At 70.1% G+C, this 13663-nt stretch carries 14 protein-coding genes; 8 read left to right on the top strand and 6 right to left on the bottom strand.

Annotated features, from left to right (window positions below; translation table 11 throughout):
* Positions 1-49: 49 nt before the first annotated feature.
* Positions 50-472 carry a DUF5753 domain-containing protein gene (locus tag ACWD26_RS18865; protein ID WP_451271482.1) on the top strand — a complete coding sequence of 141 codons (423 nt, stop codon included), beginning with the start codon at positions 50-52 and terminating at the stop codon, positions 470-472.
* Positions 469-672 (top strand): DUF397 domain-containing protein, encoded by a 204-nt coding sequence (locus ACWD26_RS18860; protein ID WP_451271372.1) that lies wholly within the window; start codon positions 469-471, stop codon positions 670-672. The genes ACWD26_RS18865 and ACWD26_RS18860 overlap by 4 nt, the downstream gene beginning before the upstream one ends.
* A gap of 122 nt (positions 673-794) precedes the next feature.
* Here ACWD26_RS18860 and ACWD26_RS18855 read toward each other — a convergent pair whose 3' ends face one another.
* The 4 genes from ACWD26_RS18855 to ACWD26_RS18840 form a co-directional block, all read right to left on the bottom strand.
* Entirely contained in the window at positions 795-2279 is a 1485-nt protein-coding gene (locus ACWD26_RS18855; RefSeq protein WP_451271370.1) for a HAMP domain-containing sensor histidine kinase, read from the bottom strand.
* The gene (locus ACWD26_RS18850) at positions 2276-3010 is read right to left on the bottom strand and encodes a response regulator transcription factor (protein WP_451271368.1); all 735 of its coding nucleotides are present in this window, start codon (positions 3008-3010) and stop codon (positions 2276-2278) included. Before ACWD26_RS18850 ends, ACWD26_RS18855 begins: the two co-directional genes overlap by 4 nt.
* A 178-nt stretch (positions 3011-3188) precedes the next feature.
* Positions 3189-3383 (bottom strand): hypothetical protein, encoded by a 195-nt coding sequence (locus ACWD26_RS18845; protein WP_451271366.1) that lies wholly within the window; start codon positions 3381-3383, stop codon positions 3189-3191.
* Positions 3384-3504: 121 nt separating this feature from the next.
* Complete coding sequence (locus ACWD26_RS18840; protein ID WP_451271364.1) at positions 3505-4623, bottom strand: S1C family serine protease; 1119 nt, start codon at positions 4621-4623, stop codon at positions 3505-3507.
* 390 nt (positions 4624-5013) lie between these two features.
* Here ACWD26_RS18840 and ACWD26_RS18835 point away from each other — a divergent pair, with 390 nt between their 5' ends.
* Positions 5014-6768: a trypsin-like serine protease gene (locus tag ACWD26_RS18835; RefSeq protein WP_451271362.1), complete on the top strand. Its 1755-nt coding sequence runs from the start codon at positions 5014-5016 to the stop codon at positions 6766-6768.
* A gap of 126 nt (positions 6769-6894) precedes the next feature.
* On the opposite strand, the gene ACWD26_RS18830 is transcribed toward ACWD26_RS18835, so the two are convergent.
* Both ACWD26_RS18830 and ACWD26_RS18825 read right to left on the bottom strand, forming a co-directional pair.
* Complete coding sequence (locus ACWD26_RS18830) at positions 6895-7917, bottom strand: LacI family DNA-binding transcriptional regulator (protein WP_451271360.1); 1023 nt, start codon at positions 7915-7917, stop codon at positions 6895-6897.
* A 106-nt stretch (positions 7918-8023) separates the two neighbouring features.
* A complete protein-coding gene (locus ACWD26_RS18825) occupies positions 8024-8803 on the bottom strand; it encodes a winged helix-turn-helix transcriptional regulator (RefSeq protein ID WP_451271358.1) in 780 nt (259 codons plus the stop codon).
* Positions 8804-9016: 213 nt separating this feature from the next.
* Here ACWD26_RS18825 and ACWD26_RS18820 point away from each other — a divergent pair, with 213 nt between their 5' ends.
* The 5 genes from ACWD26_RS18820 to ACWD26_RS18800 all read left to right on the top strand — a co-directional run bounded on the left by ACWD26_RS18820 (position 9017) and on the right by ACWD26_RS18800 (position 13641).
* Positions 9017-9922 (top strand): alpha/beta hydrolase, encoded by a 906-nt coding sequence (locus ACWD26_RS18820; protein ID WP_451271356.1) that lies wholly within the window; start codon positions 9017-9019, stop codon positions 9920-9922.
* Positions 9923-9957: 35 nt separating this feature from the next.
* Positions 9958-10212 carry a MoaD/ThiS family protein gene (locus ACWD26_RS18815; protein ID WP_451271354.1) on the top strand — a complete coding sequence of 85 codons (255 nt, stop codon included), beginning with the start codon at positions 9958-9960 and terminating at the stop codon, positions 10210-10212.
* A 10-nt stretch (positions 10213-10222) separates the two neighbouring features.
* Positions 10223-11398 (top strand): hypothetical protein, encoded by a 1176-nt coding sequence (locus tag ACWD26_RS18810; RefSeq protein WP_451271352.1) that lies wholly within the window; start codon positions 10223-10225, stop codon positions 11396-11398.
* Between the two features lie 241 nt (positions 11399-11639).
* Positions 11640-12374: an LmeA family phospholipid-binding protein gene (locus tag ACWD26_RS18805; protein ID WP_451271350.1), complete on the top strand. Its 735-nt coding sequence runs from the start codon at positions 11640-11642 to the stop codon at positions 12372-12374.
* 427 nt (positions 12375-12801) lie between these two features.
* Positions 12802-13641, top strand: coding sequence for a sulfurtransferase (locus ACWD26_RS18800; RefSeq protein ID WP_451271348.1), 840 nt, complete (start codon positions 12802-12804; stop codon positions 13639-13641).
* Positions 13642-13663 lie beyond the last annotated feature (22 nt).

Raw genomic sequence — 13663 nt, 5'->3', positions numbered from 1 at the left:
GTGAGGTGTTGTCTGGCCCCGGGCAACACGAGAGCTTGACGCCGACGCGATCGAGGAGCAGGTCGCCGCCCGTCTCGGGCGACAGCTGCTGCTGCGCAGGGATCCCGCGCCGAGTGTCCGGTTCGTCATCGACGAGAACGCGCTGCGCCGCCCTTCGGCCAGCGCGGAGACATGGGAGGGCCAGCTGCTACACATCGAGGCCGTGGCCCAGTGGCACAACGTCGTCGTTCAGGTGCTGCCGTTCTCTGCCGGTGTTCACCACCTCATGGGGAAGGGATCACTGACCCTGCTTTGGCAGAAGGACGGAAGTGCCGTCGCCTACACGGAAGCTGACAGCTTCGGGATGCTGATGGACGATCCGGAAGACGTCCTGCACCACCACTTGTCCTACGACCGGTTGCGGGATATGGCACTCTCCCCGTCGGAGTCGCTGACCTTCATCAGGGACGTACTGGAGGAGCACAGGTCATGAACCACACCTTCGACCTCACCACCGCCGTCTGGCGCAAGTCGTCCTACAGCGACGGCGGAGCCAACAACTGCCTCGAAGTCGCCGACGGCTACATAGACACCGTCCCCGTCCGGGACAGTAAGGTCCCGGACGGCCACCTCCTGCTCCTCTCGCCCGCGTCCTGGTCGGCGTTCGTGGAGGGGGTCAAGGGCATCGAGTGAAGTGGGCCCGAAACCGGGACGGGAAGCCGACCGATGAGGAACTCGGTCCCGTCGTCCCGGACGTCCCGCCACAACGGCCACCTCGACGTCGTGTGCGAGCTCGTCGACGGGAGGACCGGCGCCTAAGACCTGTCGTGCGGGTTGCGAGCGGAGCCACAGTCGGATGGCTGCGGAGCCGTCGCCGCCCCCGGCAGCCGTACCGTCGCCAGCGTGCCGCCGCCGTCCGCGCGGGACAGCGACACCTCGCCGCCCGCCTGCTGGACCGTGCGGGCCACGATCGACAGGCCCAGGCCCGAGCCGGGCAGCGCTCGTGCCGAAGGGGAGCGCCAGAAGCGGTCGAAGACGTGGGGGAGTTCGTCCTCGGGGATGCCGGGGCCGTGGTCGCGGACCGTGAGGACACCCGCGTCCAGGGCCACCTCGATCGTGCCGCCCTCGGGGCTGAACTTCACCGCGTTGTCGAGGATGTTGACGATGGCCCGCTCCAGGGCGGAGGGCTCGGAGCGGACGTACCAGGGCTGGAGGTCCGCCGTGATCGTCAGCTCGGGGCCGCGCAGCCGGGCCCGGCGCAGGGCCGCCTCGACCGTCTCCTGGAAGTCCACCACCTGGAGGTGGCGGCCCCCCTGCTGACCCGAGTCCGAGCGCGACAGCTCCTGCAAGTCTCCTATCAGCGAGGCCAGTTCGGTCATCTGGGCCTTCACCGAGGCCAGCAGCGCCTTGCGGTCCTCCGCCGGGATCGGGCGGCCCGTCTCCTCGCTGCGGGTGAGGAGTTCGATGTTGGTGCGCAGGGAGGTGAGGGGCGTACGGAGTTCGTGGCCCGCGTCCGCGATCAGTTGCTGTTGCAGGTCCCGGGAGCTCGCCAGCGCGCTCGTCATCGAGTTGAAGGAGCGCGACAGGCGGGCCACCTCGTCCTCGCTCTCGTCCTCCACCGGGATACGGATGCTCAGGTCCTCCGTCCGCGCCACGTGTTCGACCGCCTCCGTGAGTTTGTCGACCGGGCGCAGGCCGGCCCGGGCGACGGCGAGCCCGGCCGCTCCGGCGCCGACGACTCCGATGCCGGAGACGAGGAGGAGGATCAGGGCGAGGTCGTTGAGGGTGGATTGGGTGCCGTGCAGGGGGACGGCGACGAGGAGGGCCGCATTGGAGACCTCTCCCGTGTCCTGGTTGACGAAGCTCACGGGCACGACCATGGCCCGTACGTCGTTGCCGTCCGCGTCGGTCCCGTTGCGGAACACACCCTGCGGACCGTCCGTTTCCTTGGCGATCTCCTTGTCGGTCTCGGTGACCTTGACCGTACCGGCCGAGAAGTTCAGGACGCAGGCCGTCCCGTCCTCCAACACCGCCTGGAAGTAGGTGTTCCGGGGGCCGAAACGTGAGTTGTCCTCCTGGGGGGTCTGCGTGCAGTCGCTGACCGCGACCCAGGCCTGGTCACGAGCCATGCGCATCGACTTCTGCAGTTCGTCCTGCAGCTCCTCGTACAGCTTCCCCTGCACGATGAACCAGCAGGTCACCGACACCGCCGCGACCGCGAACGCCACCGCCGCCGCCACCAGCAGCGACAGCCGGCTCCGGATCGGCAGGGAACGGTACCGGCGTACCACCTTCCTCACTCCGCGCCGCCTTGTCGCAGGACGTACCCGACGCCGCGCACGGTGTGGACGAGGCGCGGCTCGCCGCCCGCCTCGGTCTTGCGGCGCAGATACATGACGTACACGTCCAGGGAGTTGGAGGACGGCTCGAAGTCGAAGCCCCAGACCGCCTTCAGGATCTGCTCACGCGTGAGGACCTGGCGCGGGTGCGCCATGAACATCTCCAGGAGCGTGAACTCCGTGCGGGTCAGCTCCACCGGCCGCCCGCCCCGCGTGACCTCCCGCGTCGCCAGGTCCATCCGCAGGTCCGCGAAGGTCAGCGCCTCGTCCACCTCGGCCGCCTCGGCCACGGCGGCCGCGTACGAGCTGCGGCGCAGCAGCGCGCGGACGCGGGCGAAGAGTTCGTCCAGCTCGAAGGGCTTGACCAGGTAGTCGTCCGCGCCGGCGTCGAGGCCGGTGACGCGGTCCCCGACCGTGTCGCGGGCGGTGAGCATCAGGATGGGGGTCGTGTCGCCCGCGCCACGGATCCGGCGGGCGGCGGTCAGCCCGTCCATGCGGGGCATCTGGATGTCGAGGATCACCAGGTCCGGCCTGTACGCGGTCGCCTTCTCCAGCGCGTCCGCGCCGTCGACGGCGACCTCGGTGCCGTAGCCCTCGAAGGCGAGGCTGCGCTTGAGTGCGTCGCGCACCGCCGGCTCGTCGTCGACGATGAGGATGCGCTGGGGCTCGGGGGCGCCTTCGGCGGGGCTCATGGTGGTGTTCGTTCCTCGGGTGGGGTGGTTGACAAGGCCGGGGCGCCGTGGGGGTTTGTGCGGTGCCTGGTTCGGGGGCGTCGTGGCTGGTCGCGCGGTTCCCCGCGCCCCTGGAGGGGCGCGCGCGGTACGGGCCCTAGCCTCGCACGTCCCCCGGCCGCGCAGTAGCCCGTGCGGATCAGCCGCGCACCGTACGGCGGTGCGGGCGCGCCCCCGTGGTGCGGCGGGCCGTGCCTCGGGTGGCGGACGCCACCTCGGGGGCCCTCGTCACCGCCGGGTGCAGTTCGGCCGCCACTGCGAGGGCGAGGCCCAGCCCGGCCGGGTCACCGGCGGTCGCGACGGTGTGGGAAATCTGTGCGATCTGCCTGTTCATGGCGAACTCCTGGGACTCAGCGGGACCGGAAGGGACCGGGCGGGACCGGAAGGGACTGGCTGGACTGGAAGGGACTGGCTGGACTGGAAGGGATCTGCCTGGTCGGAGGGGTGACCGGACCTCAGTCCGAGCCACCCGCCCGCAGCGTGCTCAGGTCGGACTTGACGGTGTTGATCGGGATCGCGAAGCCGAGGCCGACGCTGCCCGCGCTGGCGGACGTGGCGTCCGCGGCCGAGTACATCGCCGAGTTGATGCCGATGATGTTGCCGTTCATGTCGATGAGCGCGCCGCCGGAGTTGCCGGGGTTGAGCGAGGCGTCGGTCTGGAGCGCCTTGTACGTGGTCGTGGAGGAGCCGGTGTCGCCGTTGAACTCCTGGCCGCCGAACTCGAACGGCCACTGGCCGCCGCCCTGCTGTTGCTGCTGCCCCTGGCTCTCGTCCGTCGAGACCGTCACGTCCCGGTCGAGCGCGGAGACGATGCCGCTGGTGACGGTGCCGGTCAGGCCCTCGGGGGAGCCGATCGCCACGACCTGGTCGCCGACCTTGACGCCGTCGGAGTTGCCGAGGGTGGCGGCCTTCAGCCCGGAGGCGTCCCGCAGCTTGATGAGGGCGAGGTCCTTCTTGCTGTCGGTGCCGACGACCTCGGCGGTGTAGGACTTGCCGTCGTGCGTCGTCACCTTGATCTGGGAGGCGCCGGAGATCACGTGGTTGTTGGTGATGATCTCGCCGTCGCTGGTGATGATCACACCGGAACCGGTCGACTCACCCGCGTTCGAGCTGGCGCTGATCTCCACGATGCTGGGGGAGACCGCCGTGGCGACCCCGGCGACCGTGCCCTTCTGGCTGGTCGGCACCACGCTCGTGCTGGCGGAGCTGGAGGCCACGGTGTCCGTGCCGGTCAGCTCCTGGATGCCGTACGCCGTACCGCCGCCTATCGCCGCCGCGACGAACGCCACGGCCGCCAGGAGGGCGATCGGACCGCGGGCGCGCTTCCTCGGAGCGGAGGCGGGCGGGGAGGAGACCGGCTCGGTGAGGAGCGCGGTGGGAGCGGTGTGTGCCGAGGCCGCGGCAGGGTCGTACGCCGGCGGGGGCGGCCACTCCGGGTTCACCGGGGCGGAGGCCTGCTGCTGGACGTACGCGTGCTGCTGCTGGGTCTCGCCCTCGGCGTACCCGGAGTGCTGCTGCTGTTCCCCCTCGTAGGGGTTCTCGTACTCGCCGCTGCGGCGGAAGCTCTCGGTCATGACTCAGAGCTTGGCGCCCGACCATGAGACGTTCCTGAGTGCTCCCTGAGAACCCCACCAGAACCTCGTTCGCCCCGTATAAGGACGCCGGAGCTCAGCGGCCTGAAGACGCCGGAACCCAGCGGCCTGAAGACACCGGAGCCCAGCGGCCGAGGGAAACGGAAGGTTGCCGCGCGGTGATCTCACGGAACGCGGTGTCCGAATACTTGTCTGGCTCCTGTGATGTCCGTGTACGGCGTGACATACGAGGCCTACGATCACCCAGCCGGAGGGGGCTCCGCGATACGACCCGTGGCCGGGAGACCGGGAACGGGGGCGGTCGGCGTCGTACGCCCTGCTCGGGTTGCCACGACACCCACCACACCCATCCACGCATCCCAGGAGCCCTGAGTGATACGTGCCTTCAAGGCACTGCCCGCCGCAGCCCTCGCGCTCGCGCTGAGCGGCGCCGGTGTCCTCGCGGCGCAGCCCGCGACGGCGGCCGACGAGCCGTCCCAGCCCAGCGTCACCCTCGACCAGCCCGCCGCGCCCAAGGCCTCCGCCAAGGAACTCCGCCAACGCGTGATCAAGGCGGCGGAGGACCAGGCGAGACCGGCGGGCGACGACTCCACCGAGGGCGCCGACGAGTCGGACGCCTCGAACCAGTCCCCGTTCATCATCGGCGGCAGCGAGACCACGATCTCCTCCGCGCCCTGGATGGTCCAGCTCGCCTACTACGACGCGGCGACCGACGAGGGCTACTTCTGCGGCGGCACCCTGGTCGCCCCCAACAAGGTCCTCACGGCCGCCCACTGCGTCTCGGGTCTCGACTGGGAGGCGAACGGCGCGGTCCTGGCCGGGGCGACCGACCTGTACGACGACACCACGGGCACGGTCGCGGGCATCCTGCGCGACTGGCAGCACCCGAAGTACGACGAGAACACCATCAAGAACGACGTCGCCGTCCTCACCCTGGACCGCCCGCTGGAGCAGAAGACGCTGCGCCTGGCCGCGTCCAGCGACAGCGCGCTCTACACCGCCGGCACCAGCGCCACGGTGTACGGCTGGGGCCTGACCTCCGGCGGTGAGGACGCCCAGCTGTCCGCGAAGCTCAAGAAGGCGACGCTGCCGCTGGTCAAGGACACGACCTGCGACAGCGCGATGAAGTCGGTCCTCGGCACGGACTACTTCGCCGAGGGCTCCATGGTCTGCGCGGGCACCCCGGCCTCCGGCGGCGACGAGGGCACCACCAGCACCTGCAACGGCGACTCCGGCGGCCCTCTCGTGGTCGGCGGCAAGGTCGTCGGCATCGTGTCGTGGGGCGTCTCCGGCTGCACCGCCAAGGGCGCCTACCCGGTCTTCACCAAGGTCTCCTCGTACACCTGGGCCGCCCAGCCCCGGATCGACGACACGGACCTGACGTACGACGGCCGCGCCGACCTGCTCGCCCGCACGCCCTCCGGGAACCTCTTCCAGCAGGACAGCAAGGGCACCTCGCTCACCACGCGCGCCTACCAGGGCAACGGCTGGCAGAACGCGAGCTGGGGCATGCAGGCCGACCTGGACCGGGACTTCTACCAGGACCTGATCATCCGGGACAAGAACGACGGCAAGCTGTACCGCAGCTACATGAACCACTCCACCTGGGAGTGGACCTGGATGCAGATCAGCTCGGTCTGGGGCGGCTACAAGTCGTACGCGATCCCCGGAGACCTCTCCGGCGACGCGCTCCCCGACCTGCTCGCCCTCGACGCCGACGGCTCGGTCTACCTGTACCCCGGCAAGGGCAACGGCCAGTTCAACAGCAAGATCCGTGTCGTGAACAAGGCATGGAAGGGCGCCAAGCTCCTCGGCCGGGGCGACCTCTCCGGTGACGGCAAGGCCGACCTCCTGGTCCGCGCCTCCAACGGCACGCTCTACCTGTACCGCGGCACCGGCAAGGCGACGGCCCCCTGGTCCGCCCGCATCCAGGCCCGCACCGGCTGGACGTTCACGGCCTACGTGACCAACGGCGACGTCACCGGCGACGCCATCGCCGACGTCATCGCCCGCGACTCCGGCGGCACCCTCTGGCTCTACCCGGGCACGAACAAGGCCTCCACGTCCCTGTTCGCCGCCCGCATCAAGCTCGGCACGGGCTACAACCAGTACAACGCCCTGTTCTGACAGCACTCACGGCAGCAGAACCCCGCGCCCGCATACCCAAGGGGCGCGGGGAACTGCGCGATCAGCCACGACGGACCCGCGGTCGGCAACGGTGACAAGCCCCTCCGGCGCTACACCGGCACGGCGCTATCCGCACCCACAGGACCGCCGCACGACCAGCTTCGAGGGAAACAGCTTCACCCGCTCGCGCCGAGACCCGGCGACCCGCAGCCCGTCGTCGAGGACCAGATCGACCGCGGCCCGAGCCATCCCCGTACGGTCCGTCGCGACCGTCGTCATCGGCGGATCCGTGAGCGCCGCCTCCTTGACGTCGTCGAACCCGGCGACAGCCAGCTCACTCGGCACCTCGATCCGCAACTCCCGCGCGGCCCGCAGCACACCGATGGCCTGGTCGTCCGTGGAACAGAAGATCGCCGGCGGCCGGTCCGGCCCCGACAACAGCTCCAGCGCCACCTGGTACGCGTCGTACCGGTTGTACAGCGCCTGGAAGAGCCGCCCCTCCGTCGAGATCCCGGCCTCGTCCATCGCGCGCCGCCAGCCCTCGACGTGGTCGGAGACGGGGTCACCGACCAACGGGGTCTCCGCGATACCGCCCAGACAGGCGACGTACGCGTAGCCGTGCGAGAGCAGATGTTCCACGGCGAGCTTCGCGCCGCCGATGTCGTCGGTCACCACGGCCACGTCGTCGATCGCCTCGGGCCGCTCGTGCAGCAGCACGACCCGCGCGTCCCACGCCTCTATCTCGGCGGCGGCGTTGTCGTTGAGGGCGTGGCTGACGAGGATCAGCCCGGAGACGCGCATCCCGAGGAACGCCCGCAGATAGTGGACCTCGCGCTCGGCGACGTAGTCGGTGTTGCCGACGAGCACCATCTTTCCGCGCTCGGCGGCGGCCTGCTCGACCGCGTGGGTCATCTCCCCGAAGAAGGGCTGGCGCGCGTCCGGCACGATCATGCCTATGAGATCGGTGCGCCGCGAGGCCATCGCCTGGGCGACGCGATCGGGCCGGTACCCCAGTTCCTTGATGGCGGCGAGGACACGCTCGCGCGTGGCCGGGGCGACCGGCCGGGGTCCGTTGTTGATGACGTAGCTGACGACGGCGGTCGACGTACCCGCCAGTCTTGCCACGTCATCCCGAGTCACCTTGGCCACGCGCGGAGTCTACGCGGATGGAACGCCCCTGGGCAGGGCGTACGGAGGCTCGTCTGTGCGAGAGCTGTGCGTACGCCATGCGGGGGTGGCCCGAGGGGACGGCGCACTACGCCTCGGCCGTGACCTCGGCGGCCTCCAGAGGCGCCGTCTCGTCCGTATCCGCCGCCTTTGACGCCGTGGCCTTGCCCTTCGCGTCGTCGCCCGCGCGCTCCGCCTTCTCCGGCGTAACGAATCGATAACCGACGTTCCGGACGGTTCCGATCAGCGACTCGTGCTCGGGGCCGAGCTTGGCGCGCAGGCGTCGTACGTGGACGTCGACCGTCCGCGTACCGCCGAAGTAGTCGTAGCCCCAGACCTCCTGCAGCAGCTGGGCGCGGGTGAAGACGCGGCCCGGGTGCTGGGCGAGGTACTTGAGGAGCTCGAACTCCTTGAAGGTGAGGTCGAGGACGCGGCCCTTGAGCTTGGCGGAGTACGTCGCCTCGTCCACCGACAGGTCGCCGTTGCGGATCTCCATCGGGGAGTCGTCGTTGACGATCTGCTGCCTGCCCATGGCCAGCCGCAGCCGCGCCTCGACCTCGGCGGGGCCGGCGGTGTCGAGGAGGACGTCGTCGATGCCCCAGTCCGCGGTGACGGCGGCGAGACCGCCCTCGGTCACGACGAGGATGAGGGGGCAGCCGGGCCCGGTGGAGCGGAGCAGCTGACACAGGCTGCGGACCTGCGGGAGGTCACGGCGTCCGTCGATCAGGATGACGTCCGCGCCGGGGGTGTCGACGAGAGCGGGGCCTTCCGCCGGTGCCACGCGCACGTTGTGCAGCAGCAGCCCGAGGGCCGGCAGCACCTCCGTGGAAGGCTGGAGGGCGTTGGTCAGGAGCAGCAGAGAACTCATACGTCTGGTTCCTCCTCGGTCCCTGCGAGGACAAGTGCGGCACTGCGGCACTGCAATGGCGACTGCGGGGCTTCACAGCGTTCTGCTCTGCGATCCCGGGGCCCGTACACCTGCGGTCACCTGGCGTTTCCCGCTCGTATACAACGCTTCCGAAAGCACAAAAGGACCCGGGGGCGACATTGCCCGAGTCCTCTGTCCAGCAGAATAGCCCACATGAGTGCTGGTCCGGCAGGCCATGTGACGCGATCTTTCGACATTCCGAACTCTGAGACGGCCGATCGAACGACTTCGCCGCCTCCGCGAACCGCTTTGCGCAGGTTTCTGCGTACTGACGACGGGGTGAACATCGAGGCCGTATACGACCCGGGACCCGTCGTATACAACGCCTCCCGCGACACCTCCGGCGACACCGGGACTCCATCCGGAGGCCACCTCGCCGTCGTCGTCGCCCACGGCTTCACGGGTGACGCCAACCGCCCACATGTTCGAAGGGTGGCGGAGACCTTCGCCCGGTACGGGGCCGTCGTCACCTTCTCGTTCCGGGGCCACGGCAGATCCGGCGGCCACTCCACGGTCGGCGACCGCGAGGTGCTCGACCTCGCGGCGGCGGTCCGCTGGGCCCGCGAACTCGGCCACGCACACGTCGCCACGGTCGGCTTCTCGATGGGCGGCTCGGTCGTCCTGCGCCACGCGGCGCTCCCCGACGGCCCCGACGCGGTCGTCTCCGTCAGCGCCCCCGCCCGCTGGTACTACCGGGGCACGCCTCCCATGCGCCGGGTCCACTGGCTCATCACCCGCCCCACCGGCCGTCTGATCGGCCGCTACGGCTTCCGCACCCGCATCCACCACCGCGACTGGGACCCCGTCCCGCTCTCCCCGGTGGAGTCCGTCCCCCTGATCGCCCCGACCCCGCTGCTGATCGTCCACGGCGACAGAGACGGCTATTTCCCGGTCGACCACCCCGAAATGCTGGCCGCGGCGGCGGGCGACCACGGCGAACTGTGGCTGGAGAGGGGAATGGGCCACGCGGAGAACGCGGCGGCGGAGGAACTGCTGGAGCGGATCGGGAAGTGGGTGACGAGGAACGTGCGTTTCCCCACGAGCCCGCCCGCCCCGTAGCCTGACCCCGTCACGACGAATCAAGAGGAACGCAGATGCCAAAGGGCACCGTCCGCTACTGGGCCGCGGCCAAGGCCGCGGCCGGCGTCGCCGAGGAGCCCTACGACGCGGCCACCCTCGCGGACGCCTTGACCGCGGCCCGCGAGCGACACCCCGGCGAACTCGACCGCGTACTGCGGCGGTGCTCGTTCCTCGTCGACGGGAACCCCGTGGGCACCCGTGAACATGAGACGGTACGTCTGGCCGAGGGCGGCACGGTCGAGGTGCTCCCGCCGTTCGCAGGAGGGTGACCCCCACATCATGAGCAACCAGCCGTACGGGTACGAGGGGCACCAGGACCACCAGGGTCACCAGGGCCACCAGGGCCACCAGGGCTACGACGCGTACCAGCAGCCGCAGTGGCAGGGCTACGACGAGAGCCAGCAGTACACCCAGCAGTGGCAGGGCCAGACCTGGGAGACCCAGATCCAGCCCCAGACGTCGGCCGCGGCCAACCTGACGGAGACCGCGTACCTGCCCGCGCAGACGGACGGCCAGGACGCGCAGTACGGCGTGCCGTACGGCCAGAACGCGGCGTACGGCATGCACGCGTCCCAGGCCCAGCCGCAGCAGCCCCAGCAGCCGCGACCCCAGGCCGGCCAGGCTCAGCCCCCGGCCGGCCCCGCCGCGCCGTCGGCCGAGCCCGGCTACGGTCCGCCCACCCTCACCGGCAACACCCGGGTCACCGATGCCCAGCGGGCGCGGGCCGAGGGCCGGTCGCCGATCATCGAGCCCGGGATGCAGCCGGCGCTGATCACGGCCGTGCTGGGCCTGTTGCTGGCCGGCGCCGCGGCGGTCGGGGAGTACGCCCTCGCCGTACCCCTGGTGATCCTGCAGGCCGTGACGGCGGCGGGCTGGTTCCGGCTGAACGGCATGTGGCCGGCCCGGCAGGGCATCGTGCTGGCCTTCGCGGGCGCCCTCGCGGCGGACGTGGCCCTCTTCGCGGCCGGCCGGGAGAACGCGCCCGCCGCGATCCTCGGGACGCTCGGCGTGTGGGTGCTGCTCGGGATCGTGCTGGGGCTGCGCAGCCACGCGGACCCGGACGAGCGGATGTACGGCCTGATGGCGACGGTCGCCTCGGCGGCGCTGTCGATCATCGCGACCGGGTACCTGGCGGCCGTGGCGGACGCGGTGACGGTGGGCGGGATCGCGGTGGCGGTGGCCGTCCTGGCGCGTGCCCTGCCCCTGCCCACCCCGGCCTCGGTGATCGTGTCCCTGCTGGCGGCCACGGGTGCGGGCATCGCCGTCGGCGGTGCCACCGGCCTCGGCACCTCCGGCGCCCTCCTCGGCGCCGGCGCCGCCCTCTGCGCCCTCATCGGCCACCGGGTCGCCAGCTACGACTACCCCTCGCGCTTCGTCCACTTCACCGCGGGTGTGGCCCTCCCGCTGACGGCGGCGGCCCCGGCCGTGTATCTGCTGGGCCGCGCGCTGGGATGACGGGTGCGGGCGGGAGACAAAAGCACGGGACGTAGCCCCGGCCTTCAGGGGCGCGGGGAACTGCGTGACAAACCCCCACTAAACCCCCACCAAACCCCGCACCTGAAAACCCGTCTGTCACGAATCCCCACCTGTCACAGATGATCAACAAGCCACGGGGAACCCACCCCACCCTTACGCGGACCGGATTACTCTCGCGTAGGACCGACCGCCGAGTGGACAACGTGGGGAACACCGAGACATGCGCGCACTGCGAATACTCGTCATCGTCGCCGTGATCCTGGGCGGCCTCTTCGTCGTCGCGGACCGCGTGGCCGTCGGCTTCGCCGAGGACGAGGCGGCCCAGCAGCTGAAGACCAGCGAGGGCCTGGCCGCCACCCCCGACGTGTCCATCAAGGGCTTCCCCTTCCTCACCCAGGTCGCGGGCGGCGAACTGGACGACGTCGAGGTCGGCATCGAGAACTACGAGGCGAGCACGGGCAAGTCCGGCGAGAGCATCCGGATCGCCGACCTGAAGGCGAACATGCGCGGCGTCTCCTTCTCCAGCGACTTCAGCTCCGCCACGGCCGCCAGCGCCACCGGCACCGCGACCATCTCGTACACCGAACTCCTCAAGGCCGCCAAGTCGGAGCCGAACGACATCGGCCTCGGCTTCACCGCCCGCGTCGTCGGCCTCTCCGACGGCGGCAAGGGCAAGATCAAGGTCGACGTCGAGATCGACCCGCCGGCCCTCGAGCCGCAGACCGTCTCCGTCCTCAGTACCGTCAGCGTCAAGGGCGACACGGTCGAGGTGCACGCCGACTCCCTGCCCTCCGCCGGGGGCTTCGACCTCGCCGAGGACGCCGTCCGTTCGATCACCGACTTCCAGCAGGCCATCGACGACCTGCCCGGCGGCATCAAGCTCGACAAGGTCGAGGCGGCCCCGAGCGGTGTGGAGATCACGGTCAAGGGTTCGAACATCAAGCTGGCCGGGTAGGACGAGGGCGGGAACCGGCGCGCATCCCGGCTGATCCGCCGGACCCGCGGTGTCCGACTGGCGAGACGCTCATGTCCGTACGGCAGATGTGACGATCGATACAGCCCACGGGAATCGGCGCGGTCGCCGTCCTTACCCCCTCTGGTCCCACATTGCGGACGATCGTGTCTCAATATCCGACACGCCGGTGACACGCCCGCCTGTCCGTCCCTACGATCGACAACCATGAAGCGACAGGCGGATCTCACGAAGCGGCGGGCAGTAGACCTGTGCCGCGTCGCCGCCATGCTCTGTCGCCCCTTCTGAGCGACGGTTTCTGCTGTCGCGTTCCCCGATGCCTGCCCTGTTCAGCCAGGGCCCACCCCTGCGCGCCCCCGGCCCAACCGCCGGAGGCAACCCGCCGCAACTGCCCCGGAGGAGAAAGAGCATGAGCCGCAGCGACGTCCTCGTCGACGCCGACTGGGTCGAGGCCAACCTCGACGACCCGAACATCGCCATCGTCGAGGTCGACGAGGACACGACCGCGTACGAGAAGAACCACATCAAGAACGCGATCCGGATCGACTGGACGAAGGACCTCCAGGACCCGGTACGCCGTGACTTCGTCGACCAGGCCGGCTTCGAGAAGCTCCTGTCGGAGAAGGGCATCGGCAACGACACCCTCGTCGTCCTCTACGGCGGCAACAACAACTGGTTCGCGTCCTACGCCTACTGGTACTTCAAGCTGTACGGCCACGAGAACGTCAAGCTTCTCGACGGCGGCCGCAAGAAGTGGGAGCTGGACGCCCGCGAGCTGGTCGACGAGGTGCCGGTGCGCCCCACGACCGAGTACAAGGCCAAGCCGCAGAACACCGCGATCCGCGCCTTCCGTGACGACGTCGTCGCCGCGATCGGCACGCAGAACCTGGTCGACGTGCGCTCGCCCGACGAGTTCTCCGGCAAGCTGCTCGCCCCGGCCCACCTGCCCCAGGAGCAGTCGCAGCGTCCGGGCCACGTCCCGTCCGCGCGCAACATCCCGTGGTCGAAGAACGCCAACGACGACGGCACCTTCAAGTCGGACGACGAGCTCAAGGAGCTCTACGCCGAGGAGCAGGTCGACCTGGCGAAGGACACCATCGCCTACTGCCGTATCGGTGAGCGCTCCGCGCTGACCTGGTTCGTCCTGCACGAGCTGCTGGGCGTGGAGAACGTCAAGAACTACGACGGCTCCTGGACCGAGTACGGCTCCCTGGTCGGCGTCCCGATCGAGCTCGGCGCCAACAAGTAGGACGAGCAGTAGACGAGTCACA

Source organism: Streptomyces sp. NPDC002787 (assembly GCF_053592095.1).
Note: the sequence above shows the minus strand (reverse complement) of the source record. Positions and strands in the feature narration are given on the sequence as shown.

Coding starts and splice junctions, on each gene's coding strand:
- ACWD26_RS18860 (WP_451271372.1), top strand. CDS start 469: ATGAACCACACCTTCGACCTCACCACCGCCGTCTGGCGCAAGTCGTCC.
- ACWD26_RS18850 (WP_451271368.1), bottom strand. CDS start 3,010: ATGAGCCCCGCCGAAGGCGCCCCCGAGCCCCAGCGCATCCTCATCGTC.
- ACWD26_RS18845 (WP_451271366.1), bottom strand. CDS start 3,383: ATGAACAGGCAGATCGCACAGATTTCCCACACCGTCGCGACCGCCGGT.
- ACWD26_RS18840 (WP_451271364.1), bottom strand. CDS start 4,623: ATGACCGAGAGCTTCCGCCGCAGCGGCGAGTACGAGAACCCCTACGAG.
- ACWD26_RS18825 (WP_451271358.1), bottom strand. CDS start 8,803: ATGAGTTCTCTGCTGCTCCTGACCAACGCCCTCCAGCCTTCCACGGAG.
- ACWD26_RS18820 (WP_451271356.1), top strand. CDS start 9,017: ATGAGTGCTGGTCCGGCAGGCCATGTGACGCGATCTTTCGACATTCCG.
- ACWD26_RS18815 (WP_451271354.1), top strand. CDS start 9,958: ATGCCAAAGGGCACCGTCCGCTACTGGGCCGCGGCCAAGGCCGCGGCC.
- ACWD26_RS18810 (WP_451271352.1), top strand. CDS start 10,223: ATGAGCAACCAGCCGTACGGGTACGAGGGGCACCAGGACCACCAGGGT.
- ACWD26_RS18805 (WP_451271350.1), top strand. CDS start 11,640: ATGCGCGCACTGCGAATACTCGTCATCGTCGCCGTGATCCTGGGCGGC.
- ACWD26_RS18800 (WP_451271348.1), top strand. CDS start 12,802: ATGAGCCGCAGCGACGTCCTCGTCGACGCCGACTGGGTCGAGGCCAAC.